The sequence below is a fragment of the Pseudomonas sp. SK3(2021) genome, from assembly GCF_016772375.1.
In the GTDB taxonomy this organism is placed as follows: domain Bacteria; phylum Pseudomonadota; class Gammaproteobacteria; order Pseudomonadales; family Pseudomonadaceae; genus Aquipseudomonas; species Aquipseudomonas chlororaphis_I.
The window spans coordinates 211,486-227,524 of record NZ_CP061943.1; the positions used below are offsets into that span (position 1 = coordinate 211,486).

Here is a 16,039-nt window from a genome sequence, read left to right on the forward strand (position 1 = left end):
CTTCAAACTCAAGATTTCAATGCTTCGGCAAGTTTCGCGATTTTGCCGCGAATCGAGCCATCGATAACCAGGTCGCCGGCGCGGATGACGACACCACCAATCAGGGCAGCGTCCTCCGCAACTTGCAGGCGCACTTCCCGGTCGAGTCGTGCACTGAGAACCTTGGCGAGTTTGTCTTGCTGTTCTTGGTTCAACGCAAAAGCACTGGTGACTTCCACATCTACCGACTTCTCTTGCTCGGCCTTGTACAGGTCGAACAGGGCGGCGATCTCCGGCAGAAGCAGGAGACGGTCGTTTTCGGCAACGACATGGATGAAATTCTGTGCCTTGGCATCGAACTTGTCGCCGCACACGTCGATAAACGTGGCGGCCTTGTCTGCGCTCGTCAGTCGCGGGGCCTTGAGCACGCGCCGCATGGTGTCGTCTTGCGACACCGCTGCAGCCAGGCCGAGCATGGCTGACCAAGAGGCCAGCTGCTGGTGGGCCTGAGCGTGCTCGAAGGCCGCCTTAGCGTAAGGTCGGGCCAACGTGGTCAGTTCTGCCATGATCGCCCTCGCTTAAATTTCAGCAGCCAGTTTGTTAACCAGCTCCGCGTGCGCGTTTTGATCGATTGTGGCGCCCAGGATCTTCTCGGCGCCGCCAACGGCCAGCACACCCAGTTGGGCACGCAGCGCGTCTTTGACACTGTTCAGTTCCTGCTCGATCTCGGCCTGAGCCTGAACCTTCACACGGTCAGCGTCGACACGGGCTTTTTCAACGGCCTCTTCGACGATCTGGTTACCGCGTTTCTTGGCTTGCTCAATGATTTCGGCTGCCTGAGCTTTTGCTTCGCGCAGTTGCTGACCCGCTTTCTCTTGGGCCAGTTCCAGGTCGCGAGCTGCTCGGCTGGCAGCGTCCAGTCCATCCGCGATCTTCTTCTGACGTTCGTGCAAAGCCGCGATGACCGGAGGCCACACGAACTTCATGCAAAACAGTACAAAAATGAAGAACGCAACGGACTGGCCAATCAGGGTTGCATTAATGTTCACGCCAACACCTCGCTCGTTCGTTGTCCATCACACCAATCAACTCGAAAATTCGAGTGATTAGCCAGCGAGTTGACCAACGAAGGGGTTCGCGAAGGTGAAGAACAGAGCGATACCAACGCCGATCATGGTTACGGCGTCGAGCAGGCCGGCAACGATGAACATTTTAACTTGCAGCATTGGAACCATCTCTGGCTGACGCGCAGCGCCTTCCAGGAACTTGCCGCCCAACAGGCCGAAACCAATTGCGGTACCCAGTGCGCCCAGGCCGATCAACAGTGCAACAGCGATAGCGGTTAGACCAACTACAGTTTCCATCTTTCCTCCCGACTTTTACGTCGTATGGTTTAGGTTTTTTAGATTAAAGCGGTAAAACAAATCGTTTCATCGTGCCCTAGACGGGCCCCCTCCCGTTTGACCGGGAGGGACATCAGACCGATCGAGACTGGTCTTAATGGTTCTCTTCGTGCGCCATCGACAGGTAGACGATGGTCAGCATCATGAAGATAAACGCTTGCAGGGTGATGATCAGGATGTGGAACACAGCCCACGCCCATTGCAGCACCACGCCCAGGCCGCTGAGCCAGAGCAGGCCGCTGCCGAACATCACGGCGATCAGGATGAACACCAGTTCGCCAGCGTACATGTTGCCGAACAGACGCAGTGCCAGGGAGATTGGCTTGGCTACCAGCGTCACGAATTCAAGCAGGAAGTTCACCGGAATCAGCAGCGCCTGAACGAAGATGTTCTTGCTGCCGAACGGGTGCAGGGTCAGTTCGCCGATGAAGCCACCGATCCCCTTGATCTTGATGCTGTAGAAAATGATCAGTGCGAATACCGAGAAGGCCATGGCCAGGGTGGCGTTCGGGTCGGTAGTCGATACGGCGCGGAAAGGAATGTGTGCATCGCCGGAGATCAGGATGGCCAGCTGAGGAATCCAGTCGACCGGGATCAGGTCGATGGCGTTCATCAGGAACACCCAGACGAAGATGGTCAGTGCCAGCGGTGCAATCACTGGGCTACGGCCATGGAAGCTGTCTTTCACGCTGCCATCGACGAACTGGACCAATACTTCAACGAAGTTCTGCAAAGCACCTGGCTGACCGGAAGTTGCCTTCTTGGCCGCCATGCGGAAAAGAAGAACGAAGATCAGACCCAACGCCACAGACCAGCCGAGGGTATCGACGTGGAATGCCCAGAAGCCCATTTCTTTGGCTTCTGCTGCGGTGTGGGCAAAGCCCCAGCCGCCATTAGGTAGCTGACCGAAGGTCAGGTTCTGCAAGTGGTGCTGGATATAGCCCGAAGCGGTTGTTTCTGCCATGGTTGCCTCAAACGCCCTAAGGTCTCGAAAGTCTTGTTCTCATAAGCAGGGGAGCGAACCAGCTGACCAGTTGGGTCAGCACGAAGACGCCGAATACAGCTAGCGGCGCCAATGGCTTCACACCTGCGAACGTCAATGCAAAGAGCACTGCCGTCAAAATCAGTTTGCCCGCCTCGCCGGCATAAAAAGACCGGACGATGGCTTGAGCTGCTCGGGCGCCGGAAAACCGAAATGCCCTGTGAGCGAAATACACATTGGGTAGCAAGGCTATCAGTCCCCCGCAAAGGCCTGAGTATCCGGCTACGACTCCATGCCATTGCCAGAGCGCCAAGGCGGCCAGCAGTAAAACGACCAATTGAGCCAATAAAACCGGGAAAACCGCCAAGCGATGGAACGGCAAGCGGTTTGGCGTGCGGGTTTCCATCACTCTTGCTCCTCATGGGTCGGCTGCCAGAATTCAATAACTTGGCATAATTTGTGCCGACAAAATGCGCGCAGAGTATAGGGGCGGTTCAGCCCCTATTCAACTGCCGGGTAGTGATTTCCGACTGCACGCTACATGAGGAAATGTTTCAGCGAATGTGTGCAAGGACGCCTTGAAGCTCATCGAGGGAGTTATACCCGATGACCAACTGACCCTTTCCTTTCTTTCCATGACGAATCTGCACCGCAGAGCCCAGGCGTTCGGCCAGGCGCTGCTCCAGGCGCGCGATATCCGGGTCGGGTTTGACGGGTTCGGCAGGCTGCTGTTTGCCACTGAGCCACTGGCGAACCAGGGCTTCGGTCTGGCGAACGGTGAGGCCGCGTGCGACAACGTGTCGCGCCCCTTCAACCTGTTGATTTTCCGGCAAACCCAGCAAGGCACGGGCATGACCCATTTCCAGGTCGCCATGGGACAGCATGGTCTTGATCACTTCAGGCAAAGCGATCAGGCGCAGCAAGTTGGCTACGGTGACGCGGGACTTACCCACAGCCTCGGCAACCTGCTGCTGAGTCAGCTGGAATTCCTGCTGCAGGCGCTGCAGGGCAACCGCTTCCTCGATGGGATTGAGATCTTCGCGCTGGATATTCTCGATCAGCGCCATGGCGATGGCGGTTTCGTCCGGCACATCGCGGACCATTGCCGGGATGGTTTCCTGGCCCGCCTGCTGGCTGGCGCGCCAGCGGCGCTCGCCGGCGATGATTTCAAAACGGCCGGAACCGATCGGACGCACCACGATCGGCTGCATCACGCCCTGAGTCTTGATCGAGCTCGCCAGTTCTTCCAGTGCCTGTGGGTCCATGTCCCTGCGCGGCTGATACTTGCCACGCTGGATCAGGTCCAGCGGCAGATGCTGTAGCTCACGCACATCGGCTTGCACCGCTTGTTCTTCCAGTGCACTGACAGTCGGACCACTCAACAGTGCATCCAGTCCACGTCCGAGACCTCGTTTCTTGACGGCCATGGGGATTCCTTAAGTTGGCTGGGCGGCAGCTGCGCGTGAATTTTTCCGTTGCCGACGAACCATCTCGCCAGCGAGGGCCAGGTAGGCGATGGCACCGCGGGACTGTTTGTCGTAGGCCAACGCCGGCATGCCATAACTGGGGGCTTCCGCCAGACGGATGTTGCGCGGGATCACCGTGTCGTACAGCTGATCGCCGAAGTGTTCCTTGAGCTGCGCAGACACATCGTTCATCAGGCTCAACCGCGGGTCGTACATGGTCCGCAGCAAGCCTTCGACCTTGAGGTTCGGATTGAGCAATTCAGAGATGCGCTTGATGTTATCCACAAGGTCGCTCAGCCCTTCGAGCGCAAAGTACTCGCACTGCATGGGGATAATGACCCCATCGGCGGCAACCAGGGCATTGAGTGTGAGCATCGACAGCGACGGCGGGCAGTCGATCAGAATGTAATCGTAGTTTTCCCGGATTGGCGCCAGGGCGCTGCGCAGGCGGCTTTCCTTCATCTGCATTTCCAGCAGAACGACTTCCGCCGCGGTCAGGTCGCGGTTCGCCGGCAGCAGTTGATAACCGCCGTGCTCGGAGTAGTGCATGGCCTGGGCCAGATCGCATTCGCCGATCAGCAGGTCGTAGACCGAATTTTCCAGGCCATGTTTATCCACACCGCTACCCATGGTGGCGTTGCCCTGTGGATCGAGATCGATCAACAGCACCCGGCGCTTGGTAGCAACCAGCGATGCTGCGAGGTTGATGCAGGTGGTGGTCTTGCCCACACCACCTTTCTGGTTCGCTATCGCGAATACCTTAGCCATTCTTGCTTGTGTTCCCAATCATGCCGTGCGGCGCAGTATCAGCAGATGGCGTTGGCCTTGGCAACCGGGTACGGCCAGGGCGTGTTCGCTATCGAGGTGGAAGTCTGCCGGCAATGCTACCAGCTCATCGGCGGGATGAACGCCCTTCATTGCCAGCCAACGTGTATCGCGGTCGCCGAGGTGGCGAGTCCAGTTGGTGAAGTTCTCCATGCTGCTGAATGCCCGGGAAATGATCCCGTTGAATGGCTGCTGCGGCTGGAAAGCTTCGACACGACTGTGGATAACATTCAGGTTATCCAGCTTCAGCTCCAGTTTGACCTGGGTCAGGAAGCGGGTTTTCTTGCCGTTGCTGTCCAGGCAGGTCACTTGCGAATCCGGAAACAGGATAGCCAATGGAATACCCGGCATCCCGCCGCCGCTGCCCACATCCAGCCAGCGACCGTTTTCGATGAATGACATCACGCTCAAGCTATCGAGCAGATGACGCGAGACCATTTCATCCGGATCGCGCACGGCGGTCAGGTTGTAAGCCTTGTTCCATTTGATCAACAGGGCCAGATAACCCAGCAGCAATTCGTGCTGGGCTTCTGTCAGGTTGACACCGAGTTGGCGAGCACCTGTGGATAACTCTTCTGCATGCTGCGAGGTGACCTGCGAACTCAAGCGCTTTGCTCCAACTGACGGCCCGCGCCGCGTTTTTTCAAGTGAATCATCAACAGGGAAATCGCCGCCGGTGTGACGCCCGGGATCCTTGAAGCCTGGCCCAGGGTTTCAGGACGCGTGGCGCCGAGCTTGCTCTGGATCTCTTTCGAGAGGCCGGAGATGGTGCTGTAGTCGATATCCACAGGCAGCTTGGTGTCCTCGCTGGCCCGCAGACGAGCGATTTCGTCCTGCTGGCGATCGATGTAGCCGGCGTACTTGGTCTTGATCTCGACTTGTTCGGCGACCTGTGGATCTTCTGCGCCCTGCCCGGTCACTTCGACCAGACCAGCGTAGTCGATTTCCGGACGGCTCAGCAGATTCAGCAAGTTGTATTCATGGGTCAGCGGCGTGCCGAACTTTTCGGCGATCGCATCGCCTTGTTCAGTACCCGGGCGAACCCAGGTGCTTTTCAGGCGTTGCTCTTCCAGGGCAATGCCTTCGCGCTTTTTGCAGAACGCGGCCCAACGGACATCGTCAACCAGACCCAGTTCCCGACCTTTTTCGGTCAAGCGCAGGTCGGCGTTGTCTTCACGCAGGATCAGGCGGTATTCGGCACGGGATGTAAACATCCGATACGGTTCCTGGGTTCCCAGGGTAATCAGGTCGTCGACCAGCACACCGATGTAGGCCTCGTCGCGACGTGGGCACCAGCTGTCTTTGCCCTGCGCGCGCAATGCAGCGTTGGCACCGGCGAGCAAACCCTGGGCGCCGGCTTCTTCGTAACCGGTGGTGCCGTTGATCTGGCCGGCAAAGAACAGACCGCCGATCACTTTGGTTTCCAGGCTGTACTTCAGGTCGCGCGGATCGAAGTAGTCGTACTCGATGGCGTAGCCAGGACGCACGATGTGGGCGTTTTCCATGCCGCGGATCGACTGCACGATCTGCAACTGCACATCGAACGGCAAGGATGTGGATATCCCGTTCGGGTACAGCTCGTGGGTGGTCAGGCCTTCCGGCTCGATGAAGACCTGATGGCTCTCCTTGTCGGCAAAGCGGTGGATCTTGTCTTCGATCGATGGGCAGTAACGCGGGCCGATTCCCTCGATCACCCCGGAATACATCGGCGAACGATCAAGGTTGGAAGCAATGATTTCGTGGGTACGGGCATTGGTATGGGTAATCCAGCAGCTGACCTGCCGCGGATGCTGCTCTTTCGAACCCAGGAACGACATCACTGGAATTGGTGTATCGCCCGGTTGTTCGGTCATCACCGAGAAATCCACGGAACGACCATCGATACGCGGCGGCGTGCCGGTTTTCAAGCGGCCGACACGTAGCGGCAATTCACGCAGGCGATGGGCCAGGGCGATCGAAGGTGGATCGCCGGCGCGACCGCCGGAATAGTTCTGCATCCCGATGTGGATAAGTCCACCGAGGAAGGTACCGGTGGTCAACACCACGGATTCGGCGAAGAAGCGCAGGCCCATTTGGGTCACTACGCCGCGAACCTGGTCCTGTTCGACGATCAGGTCATCCGCCGCCTGTTGAAATATCCACAGGTTCGGCTGGTTTTCCAGGATTTCGCGGACTGCAGCCTTGTACAGAATACGGTCGGCCTGGGCGCGAGTAGCGCGCACGGCCGGGCCTTTGCGGCTGTTCAACACCCGAAACTGAATACCACCTTTATCGGTAGCCATGGCCATCGCGCCGCCGAGGGCATCGATTTCTTTGACCAGATGACTTTTACCGATCCCGCCAATCGCGGGATTGCAGCTCATCGCTCCGAGGGTTTCCACGTTGTGCGTCAGCAACAGGGTTTTTGCCCCCATGCGTGCTGATGCAAGTGCTGCCTCGGTACCGGCATGACCGCCGCCGATGACGATCACTTCAAAACGGGAAGGGAAATCCACCACGCACCTCGTGCCTGCTTATATGGGTAAAAAAGGATGGGTTCTTGGGATAACGGACAAGTATAGGGTCTTCGCCCTTCCTAAAGAACCCTTTGCACAAAATTTAACCAGCTGTGGATGACTCACGGACAATAGAAATTAAAAAGAGAGAAATTTATTAAATCTTTGTTTTTATGTTTATTCTTAGGCACCGACCTATCTGTGGATAGATCCATACAGCCCTTTGTTTTCAATGTGTACAGAGGTTCAAAAGTCTGTGGTTAGGTGGCAACGAGGCCCTTGGATAACCGGTGTAAGCCTGTGGATTAAAGTGCTGCTTATCCACAGAGCGGGTTTTCCTCAGTTTTGGGGCCCTGTTATCAACTGCCCCTAAGGGCAGTTATTCACAGGGCTTAATCCGCAGAAAAAGGCTCTGCCGAGCAAATGGCGCCCACGACAAATCCGCCGAAGCGCTCGATGGTGCCCGGCAGACTTGGAAATGATGGGAAGTACGAGGGATTGCAGAATCGGGTTCGCCCGTGATGCCGACGGAACAACCGCCATTGAGCATCACGAGCAACCGAGCCGCTGAACGGCTGCTCTTACAGGGAGATTGGGGTTATTTACCGATACAGAAGCTGGAAAAGATCCGGCCCAGCAGGTCGTCCGAGCTGAAAGCGCCGGTAATTTCTCCCAGGGATTGCTGGGCCTGGCGCAGGTCTTCAGCCAGCAGCTCGCCGGCGCCGGCCAGGGTCAATTGCGAACGACCATGTTCAAGCGCCTCACTGGCGTGGTGCAGGGCTTCCAGGTGACGCCTGCGTGCACTGAAACTGCTTTCGGACGTCTGCTCGTAACCCATGCAAGCCTTGAGGTGTTCACGCAGCAGTTCCAAGCCCTCGCCTCCCACCTTGGCGCTCAGGCTGATAGTCACGTGACCATCGTCGCTGACTTCCAGGGCGATCGCTTCGCTGGTCAGGTCGGCCTTGTTACGGATCAAGGTGACTTTCGCCGGATCCGGACGCTGCTCCAGGAACTCCGGCCACAAGGCAAAGGGGTCCAGTGCTTCCGGCGCCGTGGCGTCGACCACCAGCAATACCCGGTCAGCCTCGCCAATGGCCTTGAGAGCACGCTCCACACCGATCTTTTCCACCTGGTCTTCGGTATCGCGCAGTCCCGCGGTATCCACAACGTGCAGCGGCATGCCGTCGATGTGGATGTGTTCACGCAGCACATCCCGGGTAGTGCCGGCGATCTCGGTGACGATGGCCGCTTCGCGTCCGGCCAGGGCATTGAGCAGGCTGGACTTGCCGGCATTCGGCCGGCCAGCGATGACCACCGTCATACCGTCACGCAGCAAGGCACCCTGCCCGGCTTCGCGGACCACGGTGGATAACTCGTCGCGTACTGCATCGAGCATCTGCAGGACATGGCCATCGGCCAGGAAGTCGATTTCTTCCTCGGGAAAATCGATGGCCGCCTCGACGTAGATGCGCAGCGCGATCAATTGCTCGGTCAGGTTATGCACACGCTTGGAGAATGCCCCCTGCAAAGAGCGCAAGGCATTACGCGCGGCCTGTGCGGAACTGGCCTCGATCAGGTCGGCGATAGCTTCGGCCTGGGCCAGGTCGAGCTTGTCGTTGAGGAAGGCGCGTTCGCTGAATTCCCCCGGTCGGGCCAGGCGGCATCCCAGCTGCAGGCAACGTTGCAGCAACATATCCAGGACAATCGGGCCGCCATGACCCTGAAGTTCCAGCACGTCTTCGCCGGTAAAGGAGTTCGGTCCCGGGAAATACAGGGCGATCCCCTCGTCCAGGACCTCATCCCGATCGCTGAAAAACGGTCCGTAATGGGCGTAACGCGGTTTCAACTCGCGGCCGCTGATGGCCTTGGCGGCAGTGTTGGCCAACGGTCCGGAAATACGCACGATGCCCACACCACCACGCCCCTGGGCGGTGGCGACGGCTGCGATGGTTTCACGAGGGACATTCATAACCCGCTCCAGACATAAAGAGGCAGACAAAAGTGACAGATAGCAAAACGCCCCACTAGGGGGCGTCTTGAGTGGTTATCCACAGAGTAGGTCAGGCTGCTGCTTTCTTGGTAGCGGCTTCGATCTTACGTGTGATGTACCACTGTTGGGCGATCGACAGGCAGTTGTTCACAACCCAGTACAGCACCAGACCGGCCGGGAACCACAGGAAGAAGAAGGTGAAGATGATTGGCATCATTTTCATCACCTTGGCCTGCATCGGATCCGGAGGAGTCGGGTTCAGCTGCTGCTGGATGAACATGGTGGCGCCCATGATGATCGGCAGGATGAAGAACGGATCCTTGATCGACAGGTCGGTAATCCACAGCATGAACGGCGCCTGGCGCATTTCCACGCTTTCCAGGAGTACCCAGTACAAGGAGAGGAACACCGGCATCTGCACGAGGATTGGCAAGCAACCACCCAGCGGATTGATCTTCTCTTTCTTGTACAGCTCCATCATGGCTTGCGACATTTTCTGCCGGTCGTCGCCATGTTGCTCTTTCAGAGCGGCCAGTTTCGGTGCCACTGCACGCATGCGCGCCATGGATTTGTAGCTGGCTGCCGACAGCGGGAAGAAGATCCCCTTGATCAGCATGGTCAGGAAGATGATCGACCAGCCCCAGTTACCCACAATGCTGTGGATATGTTGCAGCAGCCAGAAGATTGGCTGGGCAATGAACCACAGAATGCCGTAGTCGACAGTCAGTTCCAGGCCTGGGGACAACTCTTTCAGCACGGCCTGGCTCTTCGGACCGGCATACAGAGTGGCGGTGGTTTCAGCCTTGGCACCTGGTGCAACGGTCAGCGCCGGGCCGGTGAAACCGATGATGTAGTTGCCTTGGTTGTCCTTGCGGGTCTGCACCACGTTGCTTTCGTTCTTCGCCGGGATCCAGGCGGTCACGAAGTAGTGTTGCAGCCAGGCAACCCAGCCACCTTGCACGGTTTCTTTCAGCGAACCCTTGTCGATATCTTTCATCGACACTTTTTTGTACGGTTCGGAACTTGTCCACAGCGCGGCGCCCAGGTAAGTCGCGGTGCCGGTGGCGGTGCTGGAAGAAGGATCGGAGCTGGCGTCACGCTTGAGCTGGGCAAACAGGTTGCCAGTCCAGGCCTTGTCGCTGGTGTTGTCGATCAGATAGGTGACTTTCAGATCGTACAGACCGCGGGTAAAGGTGAAACGCTTGATGTAGTTGACGCCGGCGTCGCTGAATTTCAGGTCGACATTCAGCTGGTTCTGGCCGTCAGCCAGTTGATAAGTCTTTTTCTCGGCCGAGTAAACCGGGCGTCCTGCAGGACGGGCATCCGGACCGTTGACACCGGTCAGGCCGCTCTGCGCCAGATAAGTACGCTCGCCACCGTTATCGAACAGCTGGAACGGAATTTCCGGATGGTCCTGGCGACGTGGATACAGCGGCAGCTTCAGCTGGGCGATATCACCACCTTGAGGATCGATAGCCAGATCGAGCACATCCGTTTTTACCTGGATGAGGTCTTTGCTTGCCGCTACCGGAGTTTCGGTAGCGGTGCTGGTATCGGTATTCGCGCTGGGTACATCGGCACTGGCGGAAGCATTGTTACCAACAGGCGTATCCGGTAGAGCCGGGGTGGCGGTGTTGGCAGCAACATTCTGAGTCGGCAGGGCAGCCTGGCCATAATCCTGGTTCCACTTAAGAACCATGACATAGGACACGATTGCCAGGGCGACGATCAGGATCGTGCGTTTAATATCCATGATTACTCGGCCATCGAAGAAGAACGGGAGGTAGGGATAGGTGGAACCGGGTCATAACCACCGGGATTCCACGGATGACAGCGACCTAAACGACGAAAGGTCAGCCAGCCACCGCGCAGAAGGCCATGATTTTCGATGGCTTCATACGCGTAGCAGGAACAGCTGGGGTAGAAACGACAGTGACTGGCCATCAGAGGACTAATGGCATAGCGATAAAACTGGATCGGAACGAGTGCCAGTTTACGCATTGGTACTGTCTACCCCTACAGTTTCGGTTTTGACTGCTGGTGCCGGCTTGTTACGGGCCAGACGCTTCCAGAGCTTGTCGAAATGCTGAATCAATTCGGGGTTTTCTACATCGCCCAAACCTTTGCGCGCGACGATAACAATGTCCCAGCCGACCAGAGAATCCTGGTTCAGGCGAAACGATTCGCGCATCAGGCGTTTGAGGCGATTGCGCTCAACGGAGAGCTTGACGCTCTTTTTTCCGATAACCAGCCCCAGACGGGGATGATCCAGATCGTTGTTGCGCGCAAGGAGCAGGAGATTTTTCCCCGGAACCTTGCCGGTAGGGGAGTCAAAGACTGCCTTGAAATGCCGGGGAGTAAGCAGACGCTTTTCCCGACTGAAGTCCTGACTCACCTCCAGTGCCGGAGTATCAAACTGCCAGACGCGCACGACCTTTGGCGCGACGACGCGACAGGACGGCACGACCGTTCTTGGTAGCCATGCGAGCACGGAAACCGTGGGTACGAGCGCGTTTGATAGTGCTTGGTTGGAAAGTACGTTTCATTGTCGTGTTACCTGGTTCGTCCACAACGGGCCGGAATGGCCCCCGTTTTAAGAGATCGGCGATTCTAGAGAAAGCAAGCCTCTAGGTCAATTTCCAACCAGCTTTTCCTTTATCTGGGTATCTCCGCCTCTAAGCCTGAAGATCCGTTCAGCCAGATATAAAAATAAAGAAGGGAATTATTTAAAGCTTTTCTGTAAAGCTTATAAAGGCTAGGAGCGCCACTGTCTGTGGATAACTACACTCAACCCTTATAGGACGTGCTGTACAGAGAATGACAACACTGTCGAGAAACGGTGTTCTGCCTGTGCTGCGCTATCGGAAAAGCTGTGTGTGGAAAGCTGAGTTATCCACAAGCGGGTTATCCACCGATTTTCGCCCCCAGTTGTGCAATGCCCTCAGGCGTGGTTATCCACAGAGCTTATGCACATACCACTGGTCGTGTTTTTTCGGGATAAAGCGTTGATTCATAGTGTCCTGCGATCAACCTACATGTGGATAAGTGTGCGTCTGGTCGTTACAATGGCGGCTTGTTTTTGCCTCACCGGCTTTCAACTTAGGGGATATCCGTGTCAGTGGAACTTTGGCAGCAGTGCGTGGAGCTTCTGCGTGATGAGCTGCCTGCCCAGCAATTCAACACTTGGATCCGTCCGCTACAGGTCGAAGCCGAAGGCGACGAGTTGCGTGTATACGCACCGAATCGTTTTGTTCTCGATTGGGTCAACGAAAAGTACCTGGGCCGCGTGCTCGAGCTGCTGGATGAGCATGGCAATGGCATGGCGCCGGCGCTTTCCTTATTAATAGGCAGCAAACGCAGTTCCGCTCCTCGTGCGGCGCCCAATGCTCCGCTGGCCGCTGCGGTTGCCTCTCAGGTTCAACAGGCAGCCGCTGCCGCCCCGGTCGCTACCCCGGCTCCGGCCGCACCGACCAAGCCGGCGACCCAGAAAGTCGCCGAAGTCAGCGAAGAACCCTCTCGTGACAGCTTCGACCCGATGGCGGGGGCCAGCTCGCAGCAGGCTCCAGTGCGCGCCGAGCAGCGCACCGTTCAGGTGGAAGGTGCGCTCAAGCACACCAGTTACCTGAACCGCACCTTCACCTTCGAAAACTTTGTAGAAGGTAAGTCCAACCAGTTGGCCCGCGCCGCGGCCTGGCAGGTAGCCGATAACCCCAAGCATGGTTACAACCCGCTCTTCCTTTATGGGGGCGTAGGTTTGGGTAAGACCCACTTGATGCACGCTGTGGGTAACCATCTATTAAAGAAGAACCCGAATGCCAAGGTCGTGTACCTGCATTCCGAGCGCTTCGTGGCTGACATGGTCAAGGCGCTGCAACTCAACGCGATCAACGAATTCAAGCGCTTCTATCGTTCGGTGGATGCGTTGCTGATCGACGATATTCAGTTCTTCGCTCGCAAGGAGCGTTCCCAGGAAGAGTTTTTCCATACCTTCAACGCCCTGCTCGAAGGCGGCCAGCAGGTGATTCTCACCAGTGACCGCTATCCGAAGGAGATCGAAGGCCTGGAAGAACGCCTGAAATCACGCTTCGGCTGGGGCCTGACCGTGGCGGTGGAGCCACCGGAACTGGAAACCCGCGTTGCGATCCTGATGAAGAAAGCCGACCAGGCCAAAGTCGAACTGCCTCACGATGCGGCGTTCTTCATTGCCCAGCGGATTCGCTCCAACGTGCGTGAGCTGGAGGGTGCGCTCAAGCGTGTCATCGCTCATTCGCACTTCATGGGGCGCGACATCACCATCGAGCTGATTCGAGAATCGCTGAAAGACCTGCTGGCCCTGCAGGACAAACTGGTCTCTGTGGATAACATTCAGCGCACTGTCGCCGAGTACTACAAGATCAAGATCTCCGATCTGCTGTCCAAGCGGCGCTCGCGTTCTGTCGCGCGTCCGCGCCAGGTGGCCATGGCCTTGTCCAAGGAACTGACCAACCACAGCTTGCCGGAAATCGGCGATGTGTTCGGTGGCCGCGATCACACCACGGTCTTGCACGCATGCCGCAAGATCAATGAACTTAAGGAATCCGACGCGGACATCCGCGAGGACTACAAGAACCTGCTGCGTACTCTGACCACTTGATGACTCCAGCGCAGCTTATTAAGGCAAGGGACTAGACCATGCATTTCACCATTCAACGCGAAGCCCTGTTGAAACCCCTGCAACTGGTCGCCGGCGTCGTCGAACGTCGTCAGACCTTGCCGGTACTTTCCAACGTGCTGTTGGTTGTCGAAGGCCAGCAACTGTCGCTGACCGGTACCGACCTGGAAGTCGAGCTGGTCGGTCGCGTGCAGTTGGAAGAGCCGGCGGAGCCAGGCGAAATCACTGTCCCGGCGCGTAAGCTGATGGACATCTGCAAGAGCCTGCCGAACGATGCCCTGATCGACATCAAGGTCGACGAGCAGAAGCTGGTGGTCAAGGCTGGCCGTAGCCGCTTTACCCTGTCCACCTTGCCGGCCAACGATTTCCCGACTGTGGAAGAAGGCCCGGGCTCGCTGACCTGCCAGTTGGAGCAGAGCAAGCTGCGTCGCCTGATCGAACGCACCAGCTTCGCCATGGCCCAGCAGGATGTGCGCTACTACCTCAACGGCATGCTGCTGGAGGTTTCCGCTGGCATCATCCGTGCCGTGGCCACCGACGGTCACCGCCTGGCCATGTGCTCGATGCAGGCCGATATCGGTCAGCCGGATCGTCACCAGGTGATCGTGCCGCGCAAAGGCATCCTGGAACTGGCCCGCCTGCTCACCGAGCCGGATGGCAACGTCAGCATCGTGCTGGGCCAGCACCACATCCGTGCGACCACCGGCGAGTTCACCTTCACTTCCAAGCTGGTCGACGGCAAGTTCCCGGACTACGAGCGCGTACTGCCGAAGGGCGGTGACAAGCTAGTACTGGGCGACCGTCAGGCGCTGCGCGAAGCCTTCAGTCGTACCGCGATCTTGTCCAACGAGAAGTACCGCGGTATCCGTCTGCAACTGGCCAACGGTCAGCTGAAAATCCAGGCCAACAACCCGGAGCAGGAAGAGGCGGAAGAAGAAGTAGGCGTGGAATACAACGGCGGTTCGCTGGAGATCGGCTTCAACGTGAGCTACCTGCTCGACGTGCTGGGCGTGATGACCACTGAACAGGTACGCCTGATCCTGTCCGATTCCAACAGCAGTGCGCTGGTGCAGGAATCCGACAACGACGACTCGGCCTACGTTGTCATGCCGATGCGCCTGTAATCATGCTCAGCAGAAGCTAGATGTCCCTCAGTCGCGTCTCGGTCACCGCGGTGCGCAATCTGCACCCGGTGACCTTCTCCCCCTCCCCCCGCATCAACCTCCTCTACGGCGCCAACGGCAGTGGCAAAACCAGCGTGCTGGAAGCCATCCACTTGCTGGGGCTTGCCCGCTCGTTTCGTAGCGCCCGTTTATTGCCGGTAATCCAGTACGAACAACTCGCGTGTACGGTGTTCGGTCAGGTCGAGTTGGCGGAAGGAGGACACAGCAGCCTGGGGATATCCCGCGACCGCCAGGGCGAATTCCAGATCCGTATCGACGGGCAGAACGCCCGCAGTGCCGCGCAGCTGGCGGAGATCCTGCCCCTGCAGCTGATCAACCCGGACAGTTTCCGCTTGCTGGAAGGTGCACCAAAAATCAGGCGCCAGTTCCTTGATTGGGGCGTGTTCCACGTGGAACCCCGCTTCATGTCAACCTGGCAGCGCTTGCAGAAGGCCCTGCGGCAGCGGAACTCATGGCTGCGGCATGGTACACTTGACGCCGCTTCGCAAGCAGCCTGGGACAGGGAACTGTGTCAGGCCAGCGCTGAAATTGATGAATACCGCCGCGCTTATATCAAAGCCTTGAAACCAGTCTTTGAGCGGACCTTGAGCGAGCTGGTAGAGCTCGAGGGCTTAACGCTTAGCTATTACCGTGGTTGGGATAAAGAGCGAGAGCTCAGTGCAGTGCTCGCGACATCCCTCCATCGTGATCAGCAAATGGGTCATACCCAGGCCGGCCCCCAACGTGCTGATTTGCGTCTCAGATTGGGCGCGCACAACGCTGCGGACATCTTGTCCCGTGGTCAGCAGAAGTTGGTGGTCTGTGCCTTGCGGATCGCCCAGGGGCACCTGGTCAGCCAGGCCCGGCGCGGTCAGTGTATTTATCTGGTGGATGACTTGCCGTCCGAGCTGGACGAGCAGCATCGCCGCGCACTTTGTCGCTTGTTGGAAGACTTACGCTGCCAGGTGTTCATCACCTGTGTAGACCACGAATTATTGAGGGAAGGCTGGCAGACGGAAACGCCAGTTGCTCTGTTCCACGTGGAACAGGGCCGTATCACCCAGACCCACGACCATCGGGAGTGA

17 protein-coding genes are annotated in these 16,039 nt (G+C 57.7%); 3 read left to right on the forward strand and 14 right to left on the reverse strand.

Annotated features, from left to right (window positions below; translation table 11 throughout):
- Positions 1 to 8: 8 nt before the first annotated feature.
- From IF690_RS00975 to rpmH, 14 genes are all read right to left on the reverse strand, one after another.
- Positions 9 to 545, reverse strand: a complete 537-nt coding sequence (locus IF690_RS00975; RefSeq protein ID WP_007924505.1) for a F0F1 ATP synthase subunit delta — start codon at positions 543 to 545, stop codon at positions 9 to 11.
- Between the two features lie 12 nt (positions 546 to 557).
- Positions 558 to 1,028 carry a F0F1 ATP synthase subunit B gene (locus IF690_RS00980; RefSeq protein WP_007924504.1) on the reverse strand — a complete coding sequence of 157 codons (471 nt, stop codon included), beginning with the start codon at positions 1,026 to 1,028 and terminating at the stop codon, positions 558 to 560.
- Positions 1,029 to 1,085: 57 nt separating this feature from the next.
- The gene (gene atpE / locus IF690_RS00985; RefSeq protein ID WP_002555987.1) at positions 1,086 to 1,343 is read right to left on the reverse strand and encodes a F0F1 ATP synthase subunit C; all 258 of its coding nucleotides are present in this window, start codon (positions 1,341 to 1,343) and stop codon (positions 1,086 to 1,088) included.
- A gap of 133 nt (positions 1,344 to 1,476) precedes the next feature.
- Positions 1,477 to 2,346, reverse strand: coding sequence for a F0F1 ATP synthase subunit A (gene atpB / locus IF690_RS00990; RefSeq protein WP_124322973.1), 870 nt, complete (start codon positions 2,344 to 2,346; stop codon positions 1,477 to 1,479).
- A gap of 16 nt (positions 2,347 to 2,362) precedes the next feature.
- Positions 2,363 to 2,770: a F0F1 ATP synthase subunit I gene (locus IF690_RS00995; RefSeq protein WP_016703952.1), complete on the reverse strand. Its 408-nt coding sequence runs from the start codon at positions 2,768 to 2,770 to the stop codon at positions 2,363 to 2,365.
- A 148-nt stretch (positions 2,771 to 2,918) separates the two neighbouring features.
- On the reverse strand, positions 2,919 to 3,791 hold the full coding sequence (locus IF690_RS01000; protein WP_102676302.1) for a ParB/RepB/Spo0J family partition protein: 873 nt from the start codon (positions 3,789 to 3,791) through the stop codon (positions 2,919 to 2,921).
- Positions 3,792 to 3,800: 9 nt separating this feature from the next.
- On the reverse strand, positions 3,801 to 4,598 hold the full coding sequence (locus IF690_RS01005) for a ParA family protein (RefSeq protein WP_009051700.1): 798 nt from the start codon (positions 4,596 to 4,598) through the stop codon (positions 3,801 to 3,803).
- 18 nt (positions 4,599 to 4,616) lie between these two features.
- Positions 4,617 to 5,261, reverse strand: a complete 645-nt coding sequence (gene rsmG / locus IF690_RS01010) for a 16S rRNA (guanine(527)-N(7))-methyltransferase RsmG (protein ID WP_009051701.1) — start codon at positions 5,259 to 5,261, stop codon at positions 4,617 to 4,619.
- Positions 5,258 to 7,150 (reverse strand): tRNA uridine-5-carboxymethylaminomethyl(34) synthesis enzyme MnmG, encoded by a 1,893-nt coding sequence (gene mnmG, locus IF690_RS01015; RefSeq protein ID WP_202698495.1) that lies wholly within the window; start codon positions 7,148 to 7,150, stop codon positions 5,258 to 5,260. Before mnmG ends, rsmG begins: the two co-directional genes overlap by 4 nt.
- Before the next feature lie 598 nt (positions 7,151 to 7,748).
- Entirely contained in the window at positions 7,749 to 9,119 is a 1,371-nt protein-coding gene (mnmE, locus tag IF690_RS01020; protein WP_202698496.1) for a tRNA uridine-5-carboxymethylaminomethyl(34) synthesis GTPase MnmE, read from the reverse strand.
- A gap of 91 nt (positions 9,120 to 9,210) precedes the next feature.
- Positions 9,211 to 10,893: a membrane protein insertase YidC gene (gene yidC, locus IF690_RS01025; protein ID WP_202698497.1), complete on the reverse strand. Its 1,683-nt coding sequence runs from the start codon at positions 10,891 to 10,893 to the stop codon at positions 9,211 to 9,213.
- Between the two features lie 2 nt (positions 10,894 to 10,895).
- Complete coding sequence (gene yidD / locus IF690_RS01030) at positions 10,896 to 11,141, reverse strand: membrane protein insertion efficiency factor YidD (protein ID WP_010465488.1); 246 nt, start codon at positions 11,139 to 11,141, stop codon at positions 10,896 to 10,898.
- On the reverse strand, positions 11,134 to 11,535 hold the full coding sequence (gene rnpA, locus IF690_RS01035; RefSeq protein ID WP_202701257.1) for a ribonuclease P protein component: 402 nt from the start codon (positions 11,533 to 11,535) through the stop codon (positions 11,134 to 11,136). The genes yidD and rnpA overlap by 8 nt, the downstream gene beginning before the upstream one ends.
- Before the next feature lie 16 nt (positions 11,536 to 11,551).
- A complete protein-coding gene (rpmH, locus tag IF690_RS01040; protein ID WP_003213577.1) occupies positions 11,552 to 11,686 on the reverse strand; it encodes a 50S ribosomal protein L34 in 135 nt (44 codons plus the stop codon).
- 566 nt (positions 11,687 to 12,252) lie between these two features.
- Between rpmH and dnaA the strand changes: the two genes are divergently transcribed.
- The 3 genes from dnaA to recF are packed head-to-tail and all read left to right on the forward strand — an operon-like array spanning position 12,253 to position 16,039.
- Positions 12,253 to 13,773 carry a chromosomal replication initiator protein DnaA gene (dnaA, locus tag IF690_RS01045; protein WP_124348849.1) on the forward strand — a complete coding sequence of 507 codons (1,521 nt, stop codon included), beginning with the start codon at positions 12,253 to 12,255 and terminating at the stop codon, positions 13,771 to 13,773.
- Positions 13,774 to 13,811: 38 nt separating this feature from the next.
- Positions 13,812 to 14,915: a DNA polymerase III subunit beta gene (gene dnaN, locus IF690_RS01050; protein WP_009046209.1), complete on the forward strand. Its 1,104-nt coding sequence runs from the start codon at positions 13,812 to 13,814 to the stop codon at positions 14,913 to 14,915.
- A gap of 20 nt (positions 14,916 to 14,935) precedes the next feature.
- Positions 14,936 to 16,039 (forward strand): DNA replication/repair protein RecF, encoded by a 1,104-nt coding sequence (gene recF / locus IF690_RS01055; protein ID WP_007924472.1) that lies wholly within the window; start codon positions 14,936 to 14,938, stop codon positions 16,037 to 16,039.

Excerpts from the sequence above, each read along its gene's own strand:
- mnmE (WP_202698496.1), bottom strand. The coding sequence starts at position 9,119 with ATGAATGTCCCTCGTGAAACCATCGCAGCCGTCGCCACCGCCCAGGGG.
- dnaN (WP_009046209.1), top strand. The coding sequence starts at position 13,812 with ATGCATTTCACCATTCAACGCGAAGCCCTGTTGAAACCCCTGCAACTG.
- IF690_RS00975 (WP_007924505.1), bottom strand. The coding sequence starts at position 545 with ATGGCAGAACTGACCACGTTGGCCCGACCTTACGCTAAGGCGGCCTTC.
- rpmH (WP_003213577.1), bottom strand. The coding sequence starts at position 11,686 with ATGAAACGTACTTTCCAACCAAGCACTATCAAACGCGCTCGTACCCAC.
- yidC (WP_202698497.1), bottom strand. The coding sequence starts at position 10,893 with ATGGATATTAAACGCACGATCCTGATCGTCGCCCTGGCAATCGTGTCC.
- IF690_RS00995 (WP_016703952.1), bottom strand. The coding sequence starts at position 2,770 with ATGGAAACCCGCACGCCAAACCGCTTGCCGTTCCATCGCTTGGCGGTT.
- IF690_RS01005 (WP_009051700.1), bottom strand. The coding sequence starts at position 4,598 with ATGGCTAAGGTATTCGCGATAGCGAACCAGAAAGGTGGTGTGGGCAAG.
- atpE (WP_002555987.1), bottom strand. The coding sequence starts at position 1,343 with ATGGAAACTGTAGTTGGTCTAACCGCTATCGCTGTTGCACTGTTGATC.
- recF (WP_007924472.1), top strand. The coding sequence starts at position 14,936 with ATGTCCCTCAGTCGCGTCTCGGTCACCGCGGTGCGCAATCTGCACCCG.
- yidD (WP_010465488.1), bottom strand. The coding sequence starts at position 11,141 with ATGCGTAAACTGGCACTCGTTCCGATCCAGTTTTATCGCTATGCCATT.
- atpB (WP_124322973.1), bottom strand. The coding sequence starts at position 2,346 with ATGGCAGAAACAACCGCTTCGGGCTATATCCAGCACCACTTGCAGAAC.
- IF690_RS01000 (WP_102676302.1), bottom strand. The coding sequence starts at position 3,791 with ATGGCCGTCAAGAAACGAGGTCTCGGACGTGGACTGGATGCACTGTTG.